At 58.4% G+C, this 21,654-nt stretch carries 20 protein-coding genes and 1 pseudogene; 8 read left to right on the forward strand and 13 right to left on the reverse strand.

Going from position 1 to position 21,654, the window contains the following annotated elements:
• Nucleotides 1-379, forward strand: a pseudogene (locus tag ACEQWH_RS04710) (DUF1285 domain-containing protein); the annotation flags it as partial.
• On the opposite strand, the gene ACEQWH_RS04715 reads toward ACEQWH_RS04710, so the two are convergent.
• Together ACEQWH_RS04715 and polA are read right to left on the reverse strand one after the other, a co-directional pair.
• A complete protein-coding gene (locus tag ACEQWH_RS04715) occupies nt 376-1,317 on the reverse strand; it encodes a DMT family transporter (RefSeq protein ID WP_370228560.1) in 942 nt (313 codons plus the stop codon). The pseudogene ACEQWH_RS04710 and the gene ACEQWH_RS04715 overlap by 4 nt on opposite strands.
• Before the next feature lie 136 nt (nt 1,318-1,453).
• Nucleotides 1,454-4,261 (reverse strand): DNA polymerase I, encoded by a 2,808-nt coding sequence (gene polA, locus ACEQWH_RS04720; RefSeq protein ID WP_370228561.1) that lies wholly within the window; start codon nt 4,259-4,261, stop codon nt 1,454-1,456.
• Between the two features lie 184 nt (nt 4,262-4,445).
• Here polA and ACEQWH_RS04725 point away from each other — a divergent pair, with 184 nt between their 5' ends.
• Nucleotides 4,446-5,501 (forward strand): saccharopine dehydrogenase, encoded by a 1,056-nt coding sequence (locus tag ACEQWH_RS04725; RefSeq protein ID WP_370228562.1) that lies wholly within the window; start codon nt 4,446-4,448, stop codon nt 5,499-5,501.
• Nucleotides 5,502-5,546: 45 nt separating this feature from the next.
• The gene (locus tag ACEQWH_RS04730) at nt 5,547-6,410 is read left to right on the forward strand and encodes a phosphotransferase (protein WP_370228563.1); all 864 of its coding nucleotides are present in this window, start codon (nt 5,547-5,549) and stop codon (nt 6,408-6,410) included.
• 6 nt (nt 6,411-6,416) lie between these two features.
• On the opposite strand, the gene ACEQWH_RS04735 is transcribed toward ACEQWH_RS04730, so the two are convergent.
• From ACEQWH_RS04735 to ACEQWH_RS04765, 7 genes are all read right to left on the reverse strand, one after another.
• Nucleotides 6,417-7,748, reverse strand: a complete 1,332-nt coding sequence (locus ACEQWH_RS04735) for a lytic murein transglycosylase (RefSeq protein WP_370228564.1) — start codon at nt 7,746-7,748, stop codon at nt 6,417-6,419.
• Between the two features lie 87 nt (nt 7,749-7,835).
• Entirely contained in the window at nt 7,836-8,531 is a 696-nt protein-coding gene (locus ACEQWH_RS04740) for a helix-turn-helix transcriptional regulator (protein WP_370228565.1), read from the reverse strand.
• Nucleotides 8,532-8,711: 180 nt separating this feature from the next.
• Nucleotides 8,712-10,967, reverse strand: coding sequence for a ribonuclease R (rnr, locus tag ACEQWH_RS04745; protein WP_370228566.1), 2,256 nt, complete (start codon nt 10,965-10,967; stop codon nt 8,712-8,714).
• Nucleotides 10,968-10,998: 31 nt separating this feature from the next.
• A complete protein-coding gene (locus ACEQWH_RS04750) occupies nt 10,999-11,583 on the reverse strand; it encodes a TIGR04282 family arsenosugar biosynthesis glycosyltransferase (protein WP_370228567.1) in 585 nt (194 codons plus the stop codon).
• Entirely contained in the window at nt 11,580-12,002 is a 423-nt protein-coding gene (locus ACEQWH_RS04755) for a GNAT family N-acetyltransferase (RefSeq protein ID WP_370228568.1), read from the reverse strand. The genes ACEQWH_RS04750 and ACEQWH_RS04755 overlap by 4 nt, the downstream gene beginning before the upstream one ends.
• Entirely contained in the window at nt 11,999-13,144 is a 1,146-nt protein-coding gene (gene dapE, locus ACEQWH_RS04760) for a succinyl-diaminopimelate desuccinylase (RefSeq protein WP_370228569.1), read from the reverse strand. The genes ACEQWH_RS04755 and dapE overlap by 4 nt, the downstream gene beginning before the upstream one ends.
• Nucleotides 13,145-13,281: 137 nt before the next feature.
• Entirely contained in the window at nt 13,282-13,647 is a 366-nt protein-coding gene (locus ACEQWH_RS04765) for a hypothetical protein (protein ID WP_370228570.1), read from the reverse strand.
• A 108-nt stretch (nt 13,648-13,755) separates the two neighbouring features.
• Here ACEQWH_RS04765 and ACEQWH_RS04770 point away from each other — a divergent pair, with 108 nt between their 5' ends.
• Nucleotides 13,756-14,043: a DUF6525 family protein gene (locus ACEQWH_RS04770; RefSeq protein ID WP_370228571.1), complete on the forward strand. Its 288-nt coding sequence runs from the start codon at nt 13,756-13,758 to the stop codon at nt 14,041-14,043.
• A 5-nt stretch (nt 14,044-14,048) separates the two neighbouring features.
• Here ACEQWH_RS04770 and dapD read toward each other — a convergent pair whose 3' ends face one another.
• Entirely contained in the window at nt 14,049-14,876 is an 828-nt protein-coding gene (gene dapD, locus ACEQWH_RS04775) for a 2,3,4,5-tetrahydropyridine-2,6-dicarboxylate N-succinyltransferase (RefSeq protein WP_370228572.1), read from the reverse strand.
• Nucleotides 14,877-15,052: 176 nt separating this feature from the next.
• Between dapD and ACEQWH_RS04780 the strand changes: the two genes are divergently transcribed.
• A complete protein-coding gene (locus ACEQWH_RS04780) occupies nt 15,053-15,895 on the forward strand; it encodes a TIGR00730 family Rossman fold protein (RefSeq protein ID WP_370228573.1) in 843 nt (280 codons plus the stop codon).
• A 34-nt stretch (nt 15,896-15,929) separates the two neighbouring features.
• On the opposite strand, the gene rlmN is transcribed toward ACEQWH_RS04780, so the two are convergent.
• A complete protein-coding gene (gene rlmN / locus ACEQWH_RS04785; protein WP_370228574.1) occupies nt 15,930-17,117 on the reverse strand; it encodes a 23S rRNA (adenine(2503)-C(2))-methyltransferase RlmN in 1,188 nt (395 codons plus the stop codon).
• A 130-nt stretch (nt 17,118-17,247) separates the two neighbouring features.
• Here rlmN and ACEQWH_RS04790 point away from each other — a divergent pair, with 130 nt between their 5' ends.
• The gene (locus ACEQWH_RS04790) at nt 17,248-17,550 is read left to right on the forward strand and encodes an antibiotic biosynthesis monooxygenase (RefSeq protein WP_370228575.1); all 303 of its coding nucleotides are present in this window, start codon (nt 17,248-17,250) and stop codon (nt 17,548-17,550) included.
• 3 nt (nt 17,551-17,553) lie between these two features.
• Here the strand turns inward: ACEQWH_RS04790 and ACEQWH_RS04795 are convergent, their stop codons facing one another.
• A complete protein-coding gene (locus ACEQWH_RS04795) occupies nt 17,554-18,048 on the reverse strand; it encodes an invasion associated locus B family protein (protein WP_370228590.1) in 495 nt (164 codons plus the stop codon).
• A gap of 203 nt (nt 18,049-18,251) precedes the next feature.
• Here ACEQWH_RS04795 and ACEQWH_RS04800 point away from each other — a divergent pair, with 203 nt between their 5' ends.
• Complete coding sequence (locus ACEQWH_RS04800; protein WP_370228576.1) at nt 18,252-19,247, forward strand: asparaginase; 996 nt, start codon at nt 18,252-18,254, stop codon at nt 19,245-19,247.
• A 100-nt stretch (nt 19,248-19,347) separates the two neighbouring features.
• Nucleotides 19,348-20,313 (forward strand): GlxA family transcriptional regulator, encoded by a 966-nt coding sequence (locus tag ACEQWH_RS04805; protein WP_370228577.1) that lies wholly within the window; start codon nt 19,348-19,350, stop codon nt 20,311-20,313.
• On the opposite strand, the gene pncB is transcribed toward ACEQWH_RS04805, so the two are convergent.
• Nucleotides 20,310-21,602, reverse strand: a complete 1,293-nt coding sequence (pncB, locus tag ACEQWH_RS04810; protein WP_370228578.1) for a nicotinate phosphoribosyltransferase — start codon at nt 21,600-21,602, stop codon at nt 20,310-20,312. The genes ACEQWH_RS04805 and pncB overlap by 4 nt on opposite strands.
• Between the last annotated feature and the right edge of the window lie 52 nt (nt 21,603-21,654).

Raw genomic sequence — 21,654 nt, forward strand, 5'->3', positions numbered from 1 at the left:
CCTCAAGAAAGAAGGCGACGCATATTTTCTGGTCACCCCAGTTGAAAAGGTTGGGCTGACTGTCGAGGACGCGCCGTTTGTGGCAGTTGACCTGGACGTCTTTGGCGCTGGCGATACGCAGGCGGTGGTATTTACGACACATGTGGACGATGTGGTGACGGCAGATGCAAGCCACCCGATCCGCTTCACGAGCGATCCCGACACTCAGGAACCCTCGGTCTATGTCATGGTGCGCGCAGGGCTAGAGGCGCGGCTGGATCGCAAGAGCTTTTATCGCCTGATCGATTGTGGCACGGAACAAGACGTGGACGGCACGGCCATGTTTGGCGTGATGTCAGCGGGCACGTTTTTTGCGATGGTCCCCGCCGACGCGCTTTAGTCGGTTGGGTGCACGACCTGCGATCTGGGACGCCGGCGCAGTTGTGCGACCAGCACTCCGCTGATTACGATTGCAGCACCGAATGCGGCATACCAATCCCAAGCGGCACCGGCGAAGAGCATGAAAATCATCACATAAAACGGCGTTGCGTTGATATGGAAAGACGCAAGCGCCACGCCGATTTGCCCGACCGCGGCCACCCATAGCAGTTGCGATATCGCCAACCCGGCGCAGGCATAAATCACGATCCAGATCCATTCTGTCGCGCCAATGGTGTGACGCGGAATGACGTCCAGCCCGAACGCAACCATGCCACCATAAATCACGGCCGTCACAATCAAGCCGCCCACCAGCGGCAGGGCTGCATGACCCAGCGGCGTCACCTCGGGGAAATGGCGCACCGACCAATAGCTGCCTAAAGCAAAAAGCGTCACAGACCCCAGCATTGCCAGGGCACCCCAACTCAGGGACACCGCCTCTATCTGACCGGTTGCGACGATCGCGCCGACAACGGACAGCCCCAGACCAACAACAAAAGTCGTGCGCAGACGGCGTTGGCCGGTCACGACCTCGACCAGCGTACTGACGATTGGCAGGGTCGAAGCAAGGATCGCAGCGGTGATCGCCGACGTCAGATCCTGAGACACCAGCAACAGATAGGGCGCAAGGCCAAACGTCGGGCCACCGATCAGGATACCGCGCAGCCAGGGCGCATTTCGCACAGTCCGCCAGCCATCAACCATGATCCAGACCGGAATAAGAAACACAATCGACAGCGCAAACCGAACCAGCGTCAGCGCCATCGGATCCCACGTCCGCAAAAGCAGATCCGCGGCTGGAAAAGACAGCGACCAGACCAGCATCGAGGACAACCCCAGCGCGTTTCCGCGCAAGAGCAAATCCGAGCTGATTTCGTGATGGTGATGGGCGACGGCCACGCGAATCTCCCTTGTTCAGGCTGGGCGACTCTGGCCTGAGCAAGGGGGACCGTCTGTTCTGTTTTCGACCAAAGGTCGTTTTCAGGCCGCGGCCCGCATAGGCGGGCGGGCGACGCGGCTAGCCTGGTTTGTGCGCCTAGTGCGCTTCGGCCCAGTTGTCTCCGCGCCCTGCGTCTACGACCAGCGGCACATCCAACTTGACCGCAGGCTCTGCCGCGCCCTGCATGACGTCGCGGGCCACGTCGATGGTTTGATCCACCGCGTCTTCGGCGACTTCGAAAATCAATTCATCGTGCACTTGCAACAACATCTTGGCGGGCAGATCTTTGATCGCCGCAGGCATTCGGATCATCGCGCGTCGAATGATATCGGCAGCGGTGCCCTGAATCGGCGCATTGATCGCGGCGCGTTGGGCAAAGCCTGCGTGCGGGCCTTTGGCGTTGATCTGCGGCATGTGGATTTTGCGACCAAAGAGGGTCTGCACATAGAGGTTCTCTTTGGCGAAAGCTTTAGTGTCATCCATATAGGTTCGGATGCCCGGGAACCGTTCAAAATAGCGGTTGATAAAGTCCTGCGCGTCGCTGCGCGGAATGCGCAGATTACGGGCCAGACCAAAGGCCGAGATGCCGTAAATCACCCCAAAGTTGATCGCCTTGGCCTGTCGCCGCACATCAGGCGTCATGTCCTCTAGTGGCACGTCAAACATCTCGGAGGCCGTCATCGCGTGAATGTCGTGGCCGTCGCGGAACGCCTGTTTCAGCGTGTCGATGCCCGCGATATGGGCCAGAATGCGCAATTCGATCTGGCTGTAGTCCAGGCTGATCAGCTTGTTGCCCGGCGCCGCGACAAAGGCCTCGCGGATGCGTCGCCCTTCTTCAGAACGCACCGGAATATTCTGCAGGTTCGGATCATTGGACGAGAACCGACCGGTGTTGGCCCCGATTTGCGAATAGGATGTGTGAACGCGGCCTGTGTCCGGATCAACGTGATCCTGCAGGGCATCCGTATAGGTCGATTTCAACTTCTGAAGTTGGCGGTAATCCAGAACGCGGGCCGGAAAATCATGTGTGGCGGCGAGATCTTCCAGCACATCCGCAGGGGTCGACCATTGGCCGGTTTTGGTCTTTTTGCCACCCTCAAGCGCCATGTCTTCAAACAGGATCTGCCCCACCTGAGCCGGGCTTTGCACGTTAAAGGGTTTGCCTGCCATCTCGTGCAACTCGGCCTCAAAGCCCGCCATCTTCTGGGCAAAGGAATTGGACATCCGGCTTAGCGTATCCCGGTCGACCAGAACTCCGTGCATCTCCATTTCAGACAGCACCGGAACCAGCGGCCGTTCCAGAGTTTCATAAACGGTAGTCACCTGTTTCTGGTGAAGCTGTGGCTTGAACTTCTGCCACAGGCGCAGCGTGATATCTGCATCCTCGGCTGCATATTTCACCGCGTCATCGACCGGAACTTTATCAAAAGTGATCGCGGACTTACCTGTCCCCAGCAGTGTTTTGATCGAGATCGGATTGTGGCTGAGGTAACGCTCGCTAAGCACATCCATCCCATGGTTATGCTCGCCTGCATTCATGGCGTAAGACATCAGCATCGTGTCATCAATCGGCGCAACGGACACGCCATAACGTTTGAAAATCTTGCAGTCGTATTTCGCGTTCTGGAAGATTTTGATGACCGCAGGATCTTCGAGTAGGGGTTTCAGGATATCCAGCGCGGCGTTCAAATCCATCTGCCCGTCGGCCAGATCGTCGCTGCCAAACAGGTCGTCGCTTGCGCCTTTCTTATGCGCCAAAGGCACGTAACAGGCGTCGCCTGCCTCGACACAGAGTGAAATCCCGACCAGATCGACCTGCATGTCATTCAGACCAGTGGTCTCGGTATCCACCGCGATCCAGCCGCGTTTGTGGGCTTTGGCGACCCATTCACTCAACGCCGCCGCATCAGACACACAGCTATAGGCCTCGACGTCAAACGGCAGATCATCCGGCGCAGAGGCCTCTGCCTCGGCGGGCGCGGCTTCGGCGATCACCGGAGGCTCGACACCCAATTGATCGGCAATGCGTTTTGTGAGAGTGCGGAATTCCATATCCGCAAGGAACGTCATCAACGTTTCCGGCTCTGGATCTTGAACCTCAAGGCTTTCAAGGCTGAAATCCAAGTCCATCTCACAGTCAAGCTGCACAAGCTTGCGCGACAGTTCGATCTGTTCGCGTTTTTCGATCAGGGTTTGGCGGCGCTTTGGCTGTTTGATCTCTTCGGCCCGGTCCAGCAAGCTGTCCAAATCGCCAAATTCGTTGATCAGCAGGGCGGCTGTCTTGATCCCAATCCCTGGCGCGCCCGGCACGTTATCGACGCTGTCACCGGCAAGCGCCTGCACATCGACCACGCGGTCAGGGCCAACCCCGAATTTCTCGATGACACCATCGTGGTCGATGCGTTTGTTTTTCATCGCATCCAGCATTTCGACGCCACCACCGACAAGCTGCATCAGATCTTTGTCCGAGCTGATGATGGTACAACGCCCACCGGCATCGCGCGCCTGACAGGCGAGAGTTGCGATAATGTCGTCTGCCTCAAAGCCCTCGATTTCCTTGCACGCAATGTTGAACGCGCGCGTAGCATCGCGGGTCAATGGAAACTGCGGACGCAGGTCTTCGGGCGCTGGGGGACGGTTGGCTTTGTAGAGATCATACAGATCGTTGCGAAAGCTCTTGCCGGAGTGGTCGAAAATCACAGCCACATGGGTCGGCGCATCGGGGCCTGTGTTGCCCTCGACATAGCGGTGCAACATGTTGCAGAACCCGGCGACCGCGCCGATCGGCAACCCGTCAGACTTGCGGGTCAGCGGCGGCAACGCGTGATAAGCGCGAAAGATAAAGGCCGAGCCGTCGATCAGATGCAGATGGCAGCCTTTGCCGAATTTCGTCTGTTCACCCATAGTGCGTCTCCTTGCCGTCCCCTAGTCTTTTGCCACGCAGCAGACGCGTCGGAAAGGGTCGAAATGGCGGCTGCTGCCGAAACCGGGGATTTGCTTATTTTTCGCCCTGCGAAACCGCGCCCCCTATACACCGCAGACCGCATAGCTAGTGTAGGCGCGAAGCTGTCTACGCAAAGAGGATGCAATGGCTCATATCTGGCTGCGCGCGGAGCAACGCGACAACGAAACACGGGTCGGACTGACACCAGACGGCGCCAAAAGCCTGCTTGACCGGGGCATGTCTGTCACCGTCGAGCACAGCGACACGCGGGTCATTGCAACACAGGACTATGCGGACGCAGGCTGCGAAATTGCCGACTTCGCCAGCTGGCCCAATGCGCCGTTGGACGCCATTGTCTTTGGTCTGAAAGAGCTGCCCGAAGACGGCACACCCTTGCGCCATCGACATATTCTGTTTGGTCATGCCTTCAAAGGACAGGCCTCGGGGCGCGTTTTGTTAGAGCGGTTCAAGGCCGGCGGTGGCAGCCTTTATGACCTTGAAAGCCTGACCGACGAAAATGGCAGGCGCGTTGCGGCCTTTGGCTATTGGGCCGGATATGCGGGAGCGGCGGTCAGCCTGATGGCGTGGATCGCGCAGCAATCAGGCGGCGTTTGCGACGAGGTCTCGGCCTATGCCAACAAAGACGCGTTGCTGGCGGATCTTTCGGCGCGCTTGACCAAACTGGGCACATCCCGCCCCACTGCAATTGTCATCGGCGCGAAAGGGCAAGTCGGCACCGGCGCAACAGACCTTTTGGCGGGGCTGGGCAGCACCGTCAGAGAATGGGACATGGCCGAAACCGCTCATGGCGGGCCATTTGACGAAATTCTGGAGCACGACATCTTCGTCAACTCGATCCTTGCGCGCGATGGCACGCCGGTGTTTGTTCCTGAAGCCGCAAAAAGTGCCCCGCGCCGCCTGTCCGTGATTGGTGATGTGGCCTGTGACCCTGACAGCGCGTTTAACCCTATCCCGCTTTATGATCGCGCCACATCCTGGGCCGCACCGGTCCTGCGCGTTCACGACACACCGCCGCTGGACATTATGGCGATCGACAATCTGCCGTCATTGCTGCCTTTGGAAAGCTCTCAGGATTATGCAGAACAACTTTTGCCGACGCTTCAGTCCCTTACAGACCTTGACGGGTCGGTCTGGACACGTGCACTGGCGGAATTTCACAAGCACAGCGCGGCATTGTGATGTTCTGTCGCCAATGTCACGCACTGGCCTAAGCAGGACCACACCTTGATCCAAACCGTGCCCCTTCCCTCTCAAGAGCTGCGCGCCCGCGTTGCCGCCTTTGCGCCCTGGTCGCAAGACGGACGCTGGGAGGCGCTGTTTGGCGGGCGCACGAATGCTGCGTGGCAGGTGTCGCGTGGGGCGGACAGCCTTGTGCTGAAACTCTATCGCGCCAGCAACGACAACCCGCTGTTTCCCAATGACGCGAAATCCGAAGCGCTTATGCTGTCCCATCTGGCAGACTTGCGCCTTGCGCCAGAACTCGTCGCCCATTTTGAGACTCCCGAAGGCAGCTGCACGCTCTATCACGCAATCCCCGGCGATGCTTGGCGAAAGGATGTCACGCCCGTCGCGTCGATGATGCAAACCCTGCACCAACAGCCAATTCCCAAAGGTTTGCGCACCATCGCAAACGGCAGCCAAGAGATCCTGGCCCATGCGGACGCCATTCTTAACCAATGCGCGCCGAACTCCCAGCTCGCAGCTCTGCGTCCCACGGCGCATGTTCCAGCCACATCAGATACGGTTCTTCTGCATTGCGACATGGTGCCCGGAAACCTGATTACAAATCCGAAGGGGCTTTACCTGATTGACTGGCAATGCCCAGCCCAAGGCGACGCCTGCGAAGACATTGCGATGTTTCTGTCCCCCGCCATGCAGAGCCTTTATCGCGGCGACATCCTAAGCACATCCGAGGTATCAGAGTTTCTCGCGGCATATCCATCGCAGGCAGACCGCTATTGTGCCCTCGCACCGGCCTACCATTTTCGAATGGCGGCTTATTGCGCATGGCATGTCGAAAATGGCGTGCCGGACTACGAAGCAGGCCTGCGGGCGGAGATCGCGGCTTTGAAAGACGCGTCAGCCTAGACCGCGCTACCGCATCCCTTTCAACAGGTTAAACGACGCATAGCCATCCGGCACATACCCGCGTCCAAGCTGATACGATCGCACGGCGTCGATGGTGATCGGCCCAATCAACCCATCCACCTTCAGATCCCCATGACCACGGCGATTGAGACGACGCTGCAGCTCTTTGCGTTCCTCAAACGTCAGCGCGCGGTCGCCATAAGGCCAACCGGATGTAAAGGCTGACCCTCCCGTGATGCGGTCGCTCAGATGGCCAACCCCGATGACATAGGCATCGGCTGTGTTGTATTTTTCAATGGCAGCAAAGTTGTCAAATACCAGCAACGCAACGCCACGATGCCCACCCGGCAACAGCACCGAGGCTTCGCCATAATTGCGCACCGGCCTGCCATCTGTTCCCACGACCCCCAAACGGGCCCATTCACTGGGGGCTTTGGTAATTTTGCGGTTGGCCAGCTGATAGTCAAACGACGCAGGCACCCGCACCTCGACCCCCCAAGGCTGCCCTTTGGTCCAGCCCGACTGCTTCAGATAAGCCGCCGTAGACGCCAAGGCATCAGAGGGATCGTCAGCCCAGATATCGCGACGCCCATCCCCGGTGAAGTCCACGGCAAAGGACTGAAACGAGGTGGGAATAAACTGGGTATGCCCCATCGCACCCGCCCAGCTGCCCTTCATATTGGCCGGACTGGTGTGCCCCTCTTGCAGAATTTCCAGCGCCGCCACCAACTGCGCCTCAAAAAACTTGCCGCGCCGCCCGTCAAACGCAAGCGTCGCCAACGCCTCGATCACAGGAATATCGCCCTTGTGGGATCCATAGGCGCTTTCCAGCCCCCAGACCGCGACCACGACCTCTTTTTCCACGCCATATTTGCGCTCTATCGCATCCAAAATACGGGCGTGATCCCGCAGGGCCGCTTTGCCATTCTTGATCCGCGTGTCGGACGCAGCGCTCTCCAGATAGTCCCAGACCGTCTTGGTAAATTCGTTCTGGTTGCGATCCTTGTCGATGACATAGGCATTATAGCGCACGCCGGCAAAGGCACGATCCAGCACGGCCTGCGAAATCCCATTGCGCCGCGCCCGGTTCTTAAACCGTTTGATCCACCCCTGAAACCGCAGCTCGCTGATCTGTTTGGTATCCCCAACAGACACGCGTGCCACCTGTGGCCGCAATACAGGACGCTTTGAAATGCTTGGCAAACCGGCAGACGCCAGCGTGACGTCGCTCAGATCAACCCGGGCGACTGGCCGCAAAGATGTCTTAGGCGCTTCGGCCAGAACCGGAGTTGCCAAAAGAGCGGCTATGACAGCCAGACTCGGACACATGCTACGCATTGCTCGCCTCGTTCAGGTTGACCTGAGACTTGTTGCCCTCAACCTAGCGTGAATATGCGAAAGGCGAAAGAAAACTATCTGTCTGCTCTAATGCTCGGCGCCTTGCTGCCGTAGGATCTCTTGATATTCGCGCAGCATACGCACGCGGTTCGGACGAAACGACGCCTCCGTCACCTCCAGATCCTGCATCCGATCCAGACGGAACACCCTGTAATCCTTACGCAAATGACACCACGCGAACAGACAAGAGCTCATCTGCATATAGACGATACTCAACGGATCAACCTCTCGGCGCGTTTTCGCGCCCTCCACATCGCTATAGGCAAAATGAATGCGCCGCTCATCCCACACAGCTTTGCGCAACACGCTGGCATCGATGCCGGGCTCTGGTGGCCTCTCCCATCTTTGCGCGCTGAGAACTGCGTGCTGCAGGCGATTGGCCTGCGCCGACGGCAACCGCGCTTTCAACTTGGCCAGCGCCGCATTGGCAGCCTGCGCCAGCGCCGGATCTCCGACCACCATGACTTCGCGCAGACCCAGCACCAGCGCTTCCAGCTCTTCGGGCTCAAACCCCAGAGGCGGCAGCGCCGCATCCTCAATCAACGTATAGCCAAAGCCCGCTTCACCATCGATCACCGCTCCCAGACCACGCAGACTGTCGATGTCACGATAGATGGTTCGGATCGACACCCCCATTTCATCCGCCAAACCCTGAGCGGTCGCGGGGCTCGGCAAACTGCGCAAAGCTTGCATCAATTGAAAGAGTCGTGTGGTTCTGGACATAGCGTCTTGATACTGCGCTCCCCTGACAGTTTCTGGCAAGAGCATACCGCACACATCACGCCTGCAACTCCTTGGCAAACACGCGCCCGCCTGCCAAACCGGCGGCTTTCATCTTGTCACAAATACTCTGGGGTGAAAGGAGCAGGGTTTGCAAAAGCCTGCTCCTGAGGGGCAAAGCCCCTAGCTACGACGCTTCCGCGACACCTTGCGCGCGGTTTTTGCAGCACGTTTCTTATGCGCCCCGGATTTGCGTTTCACTGGGCGCCCACGTCCGCGTTTTGGCCCCTGACTTGGTTTTTTCCCGTCGATCTCGAGCAAATCCAGAACCACGCCACCGGTGACCGGAGCCGCCTCGGCCAGACGCACGACGACCCGTTGACCCAGATGGATCACCTGCCCCGTATCAGATCCAACCAGCGTGTTGCTCTCTTTGTCGAAGTTGAAATACTCCCGCCCAAGCTCGCGCATCGGAACCAACCCATCCGCACCGGTTTCATCCAGCCTGACAAAAACCCCGAACTTCGCAATCCCGGCAATCTTTCCGGTGAATTCATTGCCCAACCGCTCGCTTAGATAGGCCGCAAGATAGCGATCCGTGGTGTCGCGCTCTGCCAGCATCGAGCGCCGCTCGGTTTCAGAAATATGCTGGGCGGTCTTTTCCAGGTTTTCAACGTCCTGCGGCGCCAGACCATCGTCGCCCCAGCCATGAGACATCACCAGCGCACGGTGCACGATCAGGTCGGCATACCGGCGGATGGGCGAAGTGAAATGCGCATAGGACTGCAGCGACAGTCCAAAATGGCCAAAGTTCTGCGGCGAATAATAGGCCTGTGTCATCGAGCGAAGTGTCGACATGTTGATCAACTCGGCCTCGTCAGACCCCGCCGCTTCGTTCAACAACCGGTTCAGATGCGCCGTCTTCAGCACTTGCCCCTTGGCCAGATTGAACCCCGAGGCCCGCGCCACCTCGCGCAGGCTGTCCAGTTTCTCCGGCGCAGGCTCTTCGTGGACCCGGAATAGCTGCGGCGCGCCGCGTGAAATCAGGGTCTCCGCCGCCGCGACATTAGCCAGAATCATGAATTCTTCGATCAACCGGTGGGCATCCAGACGATCCCGGAAATTGATCGAGGCCACGTCGCCCTCTTCGGTGAGCACCACTTTGCGCTCGGGCAGATCAAGGTCCAGCGGCTGACGCTCGGCGCGCGCGATCTTGGTGGCTTCATAGGCGGCATAAAGCGGGGCAATCACCTCATCCATCAGGGCCGCACAGCGTGCGTTGGGATTGCCATCTTGCGCGGCCTGAACCTCTTCGTAGTTCAACGAGGCCACGGATTTCATCATAGCACGCATGAAGCGATGCGAAATCTTGTGACCACGCGCGTCCAACTTCATCCGCACCGCCATGCAGGCACGCGGCACGCCCTCGTGCAGCGAGCACAGATCACCTGACAGACGATCCGGCAGCATGGGCACCACGCGGTCCGGGAAATAGCTTGAGTTGCCGCGTTTCTTGGCCTCGCGGTCCAAGGCAGAGCCCGGCGTGACATAATGGGCGACATCCGCAATTGCGACCCAGACGATATGGCCGCCCGGGTTCTTAGGATCGTCGTCGGCCTCGGCCCAGCACGCATCGTCATGGTCGCGCGCATCGGCCGGATCGATTGTGACCAAGGGCATGTCGCGCAGATCGGTGCGATCCCCCAATGCCGCGGGTTTCGCGCCGTCGGCCTCGGCGATCACCTCGTCAGGGAAATCATCGGGAATGCCATGCTGGTGGATCGCGATCAAAGACACGGCCTTTGGGGCCGTAGGATCACCCAGACGATTGACAATACGTGCGCGAGGCAACCCCATCCGCGACTTCGGCCCCGCCTGTTCAGCCTCGACCAGCTCGCCGTCCTTGGCCCCGTTCACAGCCCCTTCAGGCACTTGCCATTGCTTGTCATCGCCCTTGTCGATGGGCAGGATCCGCCCCCCTTCCGAGGTCTTGCGAAACACGCCCAGAACACGCCGCGGATTTGTTCCGATCCGGCGGATCATGCGCGCTTCATAGGCAAAGTCTTCGCCCTGCACCTCGCTCAGACGGGCCAGAACCCGGTCACCCGGCCCAAGTGCCGGATCACTGGCCTTCAAAACCATCAACACCCGCGGCTCCGCGCCCTCGCCCTGCCATTCCATCGGGCGCGCAAACAGGTCACCATCCGCATCCACGTCAGAGATCTGCAGAACACTGACCGGCGCAAGCTTTTCGCGGTCGCGATAGGTTTTGTTGCGCTTTTGCAGATGCCCTTCGGCCTCCAACTCGCGCAGCAGGCGCTTCAGATCAATCCGCGCAGCCCCTTTGATGCCAAAAGCTTTGGCAATGTCGCGTTTACTGGTGAGGGTCGGATTGTCGGAAATCCACTCAAGGACTTCCTCTTTTGTCGGCATCTGCATATCTGCCGCCTATCACGGCAGGCTCAGGGCGTCACCGAGAAAGTGACTCCAGATCCGCGAGCGTATCAACATCCTGAAGCGTCGCCACGCGGGCAATCGACAGCCCCTTCATCGTCGCGGCGCTATCAGCCAGCGCGGTCTCTGTAGACCAGCGCACCCCGTCAAACAGACGTGGCGGCACAGGACGCTGGCGTTTCAGACCAACCAACCAATAGCCGCCGTCGGGTGCGGGTCCAAACACCGCATCATGCCCACCCAGCGCGCGAAACGCGGCACCGATCCGGGCCCGGTTCACGCCGGGGATATCGGCCCCAATGATACAGACAGGGCCGTTTGGCATGGTGCGAAACACCCGCGCCATCCTGTCCCCCAGATTGCCACGGCCCTGCGGGACACGCGGAAAATGCGCAGGCCAGACCCGGCTTTGCAGACCCTCAACATCCGGCGCGACGGCCAAAACCGTGTCCCAGCGCGGATCTTCGATGCGCCGCAAAAGCGCTGCCACCTGATGACGGAACCACCAGGCTGAAGCGGTCAGACCGATGTCGCGCCCCAGTCGGGTTTTGACACGGCCGGGATGCGGTTCTTTCACCATGACAACAAGGGTGGGTCTCATATCGCGCGCTCCATATCGCGGTGAGGAATGCCGGCATCCGTATAGGTGGGACCGAAGGCCGTGAAACCAAGCCGCGTGTAAAATCCGATTGCATGCTCTTGCGAGCCCAGCACTGCGCGCTGAACGTCAGGCACCGTGGTCAGAAAGGCCAGCGCCGAGCGTACAAGGCTAGCGCCACAGCCGCCGCCGCGATGCGGCTTCACCACGCAGATACGTCCGATTTTGCCCGTGTCGCCCTTGATCAGAATACGGCAAGTGCCAACGGGAACACCCTCGATGCTGGCCAGAAAATGCACCGCGTCTGGGTCCAGACCGTCTTGCTCTTCGGCGAGAGGCACATTCTGCTCGACCACAAAGACCTCGTGGCGCAAAGCCAGGATCGTGGACAGATCCTCGCTCCGCTCAATCAGCAAGCTCACGCAAAATAATCCTTCAGAACGCGGCTATAGACGGCCTTAAGCTGGTGGATCTGCTCTACCGGCACATTTTCGTCCACCTGATGCATGGTTTTGCCCACAAGGCCAAATTCCACCACCGAGCAATGGGACTTAATGAACCTCGCGTCCGAAGTGCCACCAGTGGTGGACAGCTCTGGCGTCACGCCGGTTTCCGCAACAACAGCGCGGCTGACCAGATCAGACAGCTCTCCCGGCGGGGTGATAAAACTCTCGCCCGACACTTTGACAGCCATCTCGATGACAATACCGGTCTCATCTGTAACCTGCTGCACCAAGTCCTGCATCCATTCCGTCAGGCTTTCGCCGCTATGTGCGTCATTGAAACGGATGTTCACAGCAGACGTACATTCGGCGGGGATGACATTGGTGGCCGCATTGCCCGTGTCCATGGTCACGACTGCAACGGTCGACGCATCAAAATGCGCGGTGCCTGTGTCCAGTTGATGGGAGGCCATCAAGTCCATCAGCTTTGCCATCGCCGGCAGAGGATTCCGGGCGCGATGCGGATAGGCCGAATGCCCCTGTTTGCCGCGAAAGGTAAACCAGGCTGTCATCGACCCACGGCGACCAATCTTGATCATATCACCCATGGTTTCAGGACAGGTCGGCTCGCCCACAAGACAGACCGACATCTTCTCGCCTTCCTGCTCCATATGCTCCAGAATTGCCGTTGTGCCATGCAGCGCTGGCCCTTCTTCGTCGCCAGTCACAGTAATCAGGATCGCGCCATCCGGTGGGGTCTCTGTCACCAGATCAATCGCGGCGGCGACAAAGGCGGCCACGCCCGATTTCATATCGGTCGCCCCGCGCCCATAAAGCACACCGTCTTTGATTTCGGCCCCAAAAGGATCCACTGTCCAAGCCGCCTCATCCCCAACCGGCACCACATCTGTGTGACCGTTAAATCCAAATGTCTTGGGATGCGCCTTGTCGCCCCAACGCGCCACCAGATTGCTGACCTCGGCCTTATCGGCACGCTGCACGGAAAATCCAGCCTCTTCCAGCATCGCCCCAAGCAATTGCAACGCGCCGCCTTCTTCTGGGGTCACAGACGGGCACCGAATGAGGTCGGCGGTCAGTTTCGCTGGATCAATCTGGGTCATAGGAAGCCTCATGTGATTTGCACATGGGGTAGCGCGCTTTGACAGAAAGGGCAAACCCTGCCCGTCTTTCTCTTGCCTGAAATATCCCGGGGTAAGGCAGTGGGCGTCCCGACGCCCGTCGCCGAGGGGCAGCGCCCCTAGTGCTCGACCTCGTCAGAGGTGCTTTCCTCGCCATTGAAAAACGGCGTCATCTGCGCAACCACGACTGAGTTCTCATCCAACGCCCGCTGCATCAGGGCACGCTCGTCGTCGTGAATATCGTGCCCCTGTGCTTCGCGCTCAGACAGCGTGCCATAGCCGGTCACATCAAGCGGCGCGAGATCTGCCTGCTTCAGGATCGCAACGGTCTCGCGCACAGCTTCGGCTTCGTCAACGCCGGATGCGTAAATCATCAGGGCACCACCGGTCGCCTCTTCCGGCAGACCGTCGCCGTCTTTGCGACCGACCTGAACCAAAAGCGTGTAAACCTGTTGGCGAGAGGGTTTTTTGCGTGGCTTTTCCATGCGCTTTGCTTTGCGAGTCCCGTGGCGAAATGTCAAGCAAAGCAATTTCCACTTGCGCGGATATGTTATGACATTACATATACGGCTTCGATCAACGCACCGTGACCCATGGCCAGAAATCTTCGCACCAGTCTTAGAAAATCTCGACGCCCAGCGCAGCCCATGGCCGAGTTTGACCGCCTTCCCTCAGAGCTGCGTCAATGGCTGGCCGAGGCTGATCTGCCATGGTCTCCGAAATCGACCCTGCGGCTGTGGCAAAAGGCGCTGGATCAACATGGCGGCAACCGCAGCGCCGCCCTCTCGTATCTGACCCATTGCGAGGCCGCCAAAATCAAAAAAGACGCGCCCGAAGTCTGGGGCGCGTCCTATCCGATTTTGGAATATGCTGGCGTCTAAAGCGCTTAGTCGCGCAACAGATCGTTGATGCCTGTTTTGGAACGGGTCTTCTCGTCCACCCGCTTCACAATCACCGCACAGTAAAGGTTGATGCCGTTCTTGGATGGCATAGAGCCTGCGACCACAACGGAATAAGGCGGCACCTCGCCGTACATGACTTCGCCTGTTTCGCGATCAACGATCTTGGTGGATTGTCCGATAAAGACGCCCATTCCCAAAACAGAGCCTTCGCGAACGATACAGCCTTCGACCACCTCAGAGCGTGCGCCGATAAAGCAGTTGTCCTCGATGATGGTCGGACCTGCCTGCATCGGCTCCAGTACGCCGCCAATGCCAACGCCGCCAGACAGGTGCACGTTCTTGCCGATCTGTGCACAAGAGCCAACGGTCGCCCATGTATCAACCATGGTGCCTTCGTCGACATATGCGCCGAGGTTTACGAAAGATGGCATCAGAACCACGCCGGGCGCGACAAAAGCTGATTTGCGCACGACCGCATTTGGCACCGCGCGGAAGCCTGCGGCCTGCCATTGCGCCTCGCCCCAGCCTTTGAACTTGCTGTCGACCTTGTCCCACCAGCCGGACCCCTGTGGGCCGCCGGATTGCTCTTCCATGTCCTTGATGCGGAAACCCAGCAGCACGGCTTTCTTGGCCCATTGGTTTACATGCCAGCTGCCGTCATCCTGCTTTTCCGCGACGCGCAGCTTGCCGCTGTCCAGGGCGTGCAGCGTATCTTCGATCGCGTCGCGGGTCTCGCCGGTGGTGGCGGATGTGATGGTATCGCGCGCATCCCATGCGGCTTCGATGGCAACTTCGAGTTGTGCGTTGGACATATGTGCCCCTCCGTCAAATAAACTTGCGCCTTGATAACGAATGCCTAACGGGTCGTCACCCGCAGAATCGGGCGTTTAGAGAGGGAATTGCGACATCGCATCCTTGTGGCTGGTCAGTGACCCGACCAAAGGCTAGCTTGGAGGCAACGAAAAGTAATTAGTTGCAGGACACTCAAATGACTTCAGATCCCCGCACTCCGTTCAGAGACGCCCATACCGATCGCAGCTCGGCCAAACATGTTCCGGACACGCCGCAAACACGGCATCCGGCCTATCGATTGGCCTTTGCAGATGACGATTTTCTGTGTCAGGACGCGCTGCGCCCCGTCCGTCTTCAGCTTGAGTTGCTGAAACCCGAGATGCTGCAGGACGAACAGGGCATCGAAAGCACGATTGTACTGTTTGGCGGCGCACGCATCCCTGAGCCGTCCAAAAAGGATCAGGCCCGCACAGAAACGCTGGCGAATCTGTCCAAATTCTATGACGAGGCCCGCGAGTTCGCGCGGCTGATGACGCTTGAATCGATGAAAACAGGTGGCCGCGAGAATGTGATCGTGACCGGCGGAGGCCCCGGTGTGATGGAGGCAGGCAACCGAGGGGCTGTTGATGCGGGCGGCAAGTCGATTGGCCTGAATATCGTTCTGCCACATGAACAGGCGCCCAACGAATACGTCACGCCCGAGCTGTGCTTTAACTTTCACTACTTCGCGATCCGCAAAATGCACTTCCTGATGCGCGCGCGGGCGATCACAGTCTTTCCGGGCGGGTTTGGCACGATGGACGAACTGTTTGAGGCCCTGACCCTTATTCAAACCGGACGTATGGAGCGCGTGCCGTTCCTGCTGTTTGGCCGCGCGTTCTGGGAAAAGATCATTAACTGGGATGCCCTGTCAGAAGCAGGCACGATTTCGGCTGATGATCTGGATCTGTTCCGCTTTGTCGAAAGCGCGCAAGAGGCCGTGGACGCCATCGAAAGCTGGGAAAGCACCGGCAAACGAGACGCCATTCCCGGACGGTAGTGGCTTGGCGTTTAGGCGTTTCGCACAAGCGGGCTTACTTCAGGCCCGCTTCTGCTTCGATCTGTTTGCGAGATTTGCGCGCGCGCTCTGTGGCCGACTTCAACTGGCCGCAAGCTGCCATGATATCGTCCCCGCGGGTTTTGCGGATCGGGCTGGCATAGCCAGCTTGATAAACGATATTGGCGAATGCGCGGATGCGGTTGTTGGAGGAGCGCTTATAGGGCGCACCGGGCCATTCGTTGAATGGGATCAGGTTGATCTTGGCAGGAATATTGTGGCGCTTGATGTGATCGATCAAACGATGCGCGTCTTCGTCCGTGTCGTTCACGCCATCCAGCATCACATATTCAAAAGTAATCCGCTCGGAGTTTGACACTTTGGGATAAGCCGCAAGCGCGCCCAAAAGTTCCTCGATATTCCAGCGTTTGTTGATCGGAACCAGAACATCCCGAACGTCATCTGTCGTCGCGTGGAAGGAAATCGCCAAAAGACAGCCGATCTCTTCGGCGGTCCGGGCGATCTCGGGCACGACGCCTGATGTGGACAGTGTGATGCGACGGCGGCTCAGCGAAATGCCCTCTGGGTCCATCGCGATTTTCATCGCATCGCGCACGTTCTCGAAATTATAGAGCGGCTCGCCCATGCCCATCAGAACGATATTGGACAGCAGGCGCGTCTCGTCCTTTGGCGCACCGGGGACGGGCCATTCCTCGAGGTCATCGCGCGCCATCATCACCTGACCGACGATCTCGCCTGCCGTCAGGTTGCGCACCAGTTTTTGTGTGCCCGTGTGACAGAAGGAACAGGTCAAGGTGCAGCCGACCTGCGAGGAAATACACAAAGTGCCGCGATCATCTTCGGGGATGTACACCACCTCGACTTCATGCCCGCCAGCAATGCGCGCCAGATATTTGCGCGTGCCATCGGTAGACACCTGCTTGCTGACCACTTCGGGGATTTCGATGACGAACTTCGCGTCCAGCTCGGCGCGATAGGCTTTGGCCAGATTGGTCATCGCATGGAAATCACGTACGCCCCATTGATAGATCCATTGCCAGATCTGACCGACGCGCATTTTCGCCTGTTTCTCGGCGGTGCCGTTTTCGATCAAAACCGCGCGCAATTGGTCCCGCGTCAACCCGACGAGGTTGATCTTGTCCCCTTCTGGGGTCTTGCGCGGAATGGTCATTACGTCCTGCGTGATCGGGGCGCTGGCAGTCATAGCTTGGTCTCCGGGAAATCAGAGGCGTCAGATACACGAACTATAGCGAATTGCAACGGTTTGCGCAGCTGCCAATGCTTGACCGCTGCCTGTGAGATGCTGTGAAAGCAACCCAACACAGGAGACACTCATGCCCGTTTTAGAAACTGTCCGCTATCGCACGAAACCCGGCATTGCGCCTGAACGCGCGGTGCAGGCCTGGCAGAAAAGCCAAAGCTTTGCCAAAGCACAGCCCGGGTTTTTGTCCCGCAAGATCGCCGTCACCGAGGACGGCGAGTTTCTGGATTTGGTGGAATGGCAGTGCATGGCCGACGCCAAAGCCGCTGCCGAGAATTTCAATCCGGCAAAATTCCCAGACCTGATGGAGCTGGTAGACGTTTTAGATGAAAGCACGATGGTCATGACCCACTATGACGTGCAGGCCACGACCTGAGGATCAGCTACAGCGTTTGCCGGCATCCTCGACCGCTGCGGTGAAACCCAGCAATGAGAACGTATCCTGGGTGCGTGTTCCGCGCCCAGAGACACCAACCAGCACCGCGTCCTTGCCACGCTTCATCGCGGCAACGATTTTGGCGTCTTCTTCGGCGGTGGATGGCCAGGCCCATTCGCCTTCGGTGAACAGATCAAAGCTGTCGTTGTCGATTTTCAGGTTCACGGTTGACCCGGACTTAAACGGATAGCCGCCAGTAAAGCCGACCTGTGCGCGCACCCCAGCTTCTGGGCGATAAAAGACCATCAAAAGCGTTTGCGTGCGTCGGACTGCAACAACCGCGCCGTCGCGTGTGTTGACGCTTTCTTTAAATGTCGACACCGCCCAGCATTCTTTCGGGTTGGCATCCTCAAACACGCTCCAGTCGGTTTTCGCCGCCACCTGATTGCTGCTTTCCTGAGCTGTTGCCTGCGTGCCAAGCACACATACAGCGCCCATCAGAGCCCCGCCAATCACACCGCGCATCTTTGCAAATCCCATATCGCCAGCCTCCAAGCCTTGGCTCAACCTCAAACTTTGCCATGCGCATTGTTTATTTTATTGGCGCAGGCGCTTCTTTCTCGATATGGCCATACTACTCTGGTTTTGTCGTCTGGATAAAGCCCCGTTGGCGGTAAATTGCCCATATTTTGTAGGTTATCATGGTCCACTCTGTTCCTTTGGTCGAAATCACGCGCGGCCCGATTTTAGAGAGCATCCACTATGGCGATGCTGTTGTCTGCAATGCCGAAGGTGAAATTGTTCACGCTTGGGGCGATCCTGACAAAATCGTGCTGCCGCGCAGCTCGTCGAAAATGCTTCAGGCGCTGCCCCTGATTGAAAGCGGTGCGGCCGATGCGTTTGGGCTGACGGATGCGCAACTGGCCTTGGCCTGTGCCTCGCATGGGGCGCAGAAAATACACACGGATAGCGTGGCCCAATGGCTGAGCGATCTGGGCCTGTCTGAATCCGATCTGCGCTGCGGCAGCCACGAGCCCAGCCACAAAGACAGCCGTCGCGCGATGCTTTTGGCTGGTGAAACCCCCTGCCAGTTGCACAACAATTGCTCGGGCAAACACACTGGTTTTCTGACGCTGAACAAGCATCTGGGCGGGCATTCGGAATATGTCGACATCGACCATCCCGTGCAACGCGCCTGCCTGACCGCATTCCAAGAACTTACGGGCGAGACCAGCCCAGGCTTTGGCATTGATGGCTGCTCGGCCCCGAACCACGCCGTCAGCCTGCATGGAATGGCCCGCGCGATGGGATTTTTCGCGGGCGCGAACCCCGACGGAGATACACGCAACCGTGCGGCCTATCGCCTGCACCGCGCAATGGCGAAACATCCGGTTCTGCTGTCCGCCGAAGGACGCGCCTGCGAGCGACTGATCAACGCGGCGGGCAACAAGATCGCTGTGAAAACCGGTGCCGAAGCCTTTTTCATCGCAATCCTTCCCGAACAGAAGTTGGGCGTTGCTCTGAAAATCACCGATGGATCCACCCGTGCTGCGGAATGCGCCATTGCCGCCATCCTCGTCAAACTGGGCGCACTGGATCCGGCCCACCCACATGCCCAGCGGTACATAAATTGGGACATCAAGAATGCCAATGGCTGGTCCACCGGTCGGATGCGCCCCGCTGATGTTTTGAATTAACCGTTGGGAATTGCTACACCTCACGGTAGTGTAGAGTTTCAAATTTCACTAGAAGTCGGCCGCACCATGCGCTTCGCATGTGCCACCCAAAAAGAATGACATGACGGCAGGTACCAAAAAGCCACGTTTTACATTTGTCCTGACACCCGGATATTCCGCGCTGTCTTTCACGCATGCTTTGGTCGTTTTGCAACTGGCCAACAAGCATGGCGAGGATGAGCCCTTTGAAATTCGCGTCCTCAGCGAGGGCGGAGAGCCTATGACCGACACTATGGGCGGAAGCTTTCCCATTGATGGCCCGCTCGAAGACCCGTCGCGACAGGATTTCATTATTCTGGTGACAGGCGATTCTGTCGAACGTCAGGACATGAGCGCAGTCTCAGCCTATTTGCGTAAGGCTGACCGGATGGGCTGTGTCATCTCTGGCCTTTACACAGGGGCCTATGTAATGGCCAAAGCAGGCCTGCTGGACGGCAAACGTGCGACCATCCATTGGGAAAAACGTCAGGCCTTTTTGGAAGAATTCCCCGAGGTGGATCTGACCGAATACACCTTTACTTCCGCCAGCTCGCCCTACTCGACATCCGGGGGCACCTCGGCAATCGACCTGATGTTGTTCCACGTGTCTGAATTGCGGTCCGAGAAATTGGCGAACCTTGTGGCTGGTTTTTTGAACTATACCAATATTCGGGTCATTCAGCATTCCGCCCGTATTCAGGCCGCAGACCGCGTCGGGTTCAGACATCCAAAACTGTCAGAGATTCTGGCACTGATGGAAACCAATCTGGAAGAGCCGCTGCGCCCGTCCGATTTGGCCAAGACCGTCAATATCTCGACCCGCCAGCTCGAGCGGCTGTTTCGGCGGTATCTGAGCGCAACGCCCAAGAAATACTACACGGACCTGCGTTTGCAGCGCGCGCAGCAGTTGTTGTTGCAGACCAATATGACGGTCACGGCGGTCGGTGTGGCCTGCGGTTTCAACACCGCCAGCCATTTCTCGCGCCTGTTCCGAGCGCGGTTCGGCACCTCTCCGCATCGCCTGCGCGGAGACCCTGAAAAGGACTAGACCAGCACCTCGTAGGGTTGTTGCGCGCCAACGCCGAAAACGCGTTTATAGCGCGCCACCTGATCGGCGGGGCCCATCGCCTTGCTGGGATTGTCAGACAGCTTGACGGTTGGGCGGCCATTGGCGGCAACGGCTTTGCAGACCAATGAAAACGGCGCCAACTGATCGCCCGGGGTCAGTCCGCGGAAATCGTTGGTCAACAGCGTTCCCCAACCAAACGACACCCGCACGCGGTCCTGAAAGCGGGTTTGCAATTCAGCGATTTTCTCCACGTCCAACCCATCAGAGAAAATAACCAGCTTTTGCGAGGGATCTTCGCCGCGATCTTTCCACCATTGAATGGCGATTTCCGCCGCGCCCGCAGGATCGCCGCTGTCAATCCGAATACCCGTCCAACCGGCCAGCCAATCCGGCGCTTTGGCAAGGAAGCCTTCGGTGCCGTATGTGTCAGGAAGAATAATGCGCAGGTTGCCATCATGCTCTTCGTGCCAGTCCGCAAGCACCTGATAGGGCGCCTGTGCGAGTTCCTCGTCATCCTGCGCCAAAGCCGCATAGACCATGGGCAGCTCATGTGCATTGGTGCCGATGGCCTCAAGATCGTGACGCTTGGCAATCATACAGTTCGACGTGCCAACAAAGCGCTCGCCCAGCCCTTCGCACATCGCCTGAACCGCCCAGTCCTGCCACAGATGACTGTGCCGACGCCGGGTGCCGAAATCTGCGATACGTAGGTTTTCCACGCGTTGCAGCACTTCGATCTTTTCCCAAAGCTTGGTCATGGCGCGCGCATAAAGCACCTGAATCTCAAAGCGCTTCATCGTGTGCAACAGTGCCCGCCCGCGCAATTCCATCAAAATTGACAGCGCAGGAATTTCCCACAACATGACCTCGGGCCAGCTGCCTTCAAAGGTCAGCTCATACTGATCGCCAACGCGCTCAAGGTGATAGGCCGGCAGTCGCAGAGTCTCAAACCACTCCATGAAATCAGGCCGGAACATCTGGCGTTTACCATAGAATGTATTCCCCCTAAGCCACGTGCTTTCCCCCCGGCTCAGCGACAACGAGCGCACATGGTCAAGCTGTTCTCGCAGCTCGCCCTCATCGATCAAATCAGCAAGCGGCACCGATGTCGTGCGATTTATCAGGGAAAATTGCACCTGAGTGTCAGGGCGGTTGCGAAACACGCTCTGGCACATCAGCAGCTTATAGAAATCCGTGTCGATCAACGACCGAACGATCGGATCAATCTTCCATTTGTGGGTCCAGACACGGGTTGCAATATCGACCATGGGGGTCTCCGAGAAATCTACTTCGGCACCTTTGCAAATCTTAACCGCTGCT

This window comes from Cognatishimia sp., from assembly GCF_964229375.1.
Classification (GTDB): domain Bacteria; phylum Pseudomonadota; class Alphaproteobacteria; order Rhodobacterales; family Rhodobacteraceae; genus Cognatishimia.

Bases quoted from the DNA above. Each gene is read 5' to 3' on its own strand.
- ACEQWH_RS04780 (WP_370228573.1), top strand. From the start codon at position 15,053: ATGACTTCAGATCCCCGCACTCCGTTCAGAGACGCCCATACCGATCGC.
- pncB (WP_370228578.1), bottom strand. From the start codon at position 21,602: ATGGTCGATATTGCAACCCGTGTCTGGACCCACAAATGGAAGATTGAT.
- ACEQWH_RS04750 (WP_370228567.1), bottom strand. From the start codon at position 11,583: ATGAGACCCACCCTTGTTGTCATGGTGAAAGAACCGCATCCCGGCCGT.
- rlmN (WP_370228574.1), bottom strand. From the start codon at position 17,117: ATGACTGCCAGCGCCCCGATCACGCAGGACGTAATGACCATTCCGCGC.
- rnr (WP_370228566.1), bottom strand. From the start codon at position 10,967: ATGCAGATGCCGACAAAAGAGGAAGTCCTTGAGTGGATTTCCGACAAT.
- dapE (WP_370228569.1), bottom strand. From the start codon at position 13,144: ATGACCCAGATTGATCCAGCGAAACTGACCGCCGACCTCATTCGGTGC.
- ACEQWH_RS04740 (WP_370228565.1), bottom strand. From the start codon at position 8,531: ATGTCCAGAACCACACGACTCTTTCAATTGATGCAAGCTTTGCGCAGT.
- ACEQWH_RS04800 (WP_370228576.1), top strand. From the start codon at position 18,252: ATGGTCCACTCTGTTCCTTTGGTCGAAATCACGCGCGGCCCGATTTTA.
- ACEQWH_RS04735 (WP_370228564.1), bottom strand. From the start codon at position 7,748: ATGCGTAGCATGTGTCCGAGTCTGGCTGTCATAGCCGCTCTTTTGGCA.
- ACEQWH_RS04795 (WP_370228590.1), bottom strand. From the start codon at position 18,048: ATGGGCGCTGTATGTGTGCTTGGCACGCAGGCAACAGCTCAGGAAAGC.
- dapD (WP_370228572.1), bottom strand. From the start codon at position 14,876: ATGTCCAACGCACAACTCGAAGTTGCCATCGAAGCCGCATGGGATGCG.
- ACEQWH_RS04805 (WP_370228577.1), top strand. From the start codon at position 19,348: ATGACGGCAGGTACCAAAAAGCCACGTTTTACATTTGTCCTGACACCC.
- ACEQWH_RS04765 (WP_370228570.1), bottom strand. From the start codon at position 13,647: ATGGAAAAGCCACGCAAAAAACCCTCTCGCCAACAGGTTTACACGCTT.
- ACEQWH_RS04770 (WP_370228571.1), top strand. From the start codon at position 13,756: ATGGCCAGAAATCTTCGCACCAGTCTTAGAAAATCTCGACGCCCAGCG.
- polA (WP_370228561.1), bottom strand. From the start codon at position 4,261: ATGGGTGAACAGACGAAATTCGGCAAAGGCTGCCATCTGCATCTGATC.
- ACEQWH_RS04790 (WP_370228575.1), top strand. From the start codon at position 17,248: ATGCCCGTTTTAGAAACTGTCCGCTATCGCACGAAACCCGGCATTGCG.
- ACEQWH_RS04725 (WP_370228562.1), top strand. From the start codon at position 4,446: ATGGCTCATATCTGGCTGCGCGCGGAGCAACGCGACAACGAAACACGG.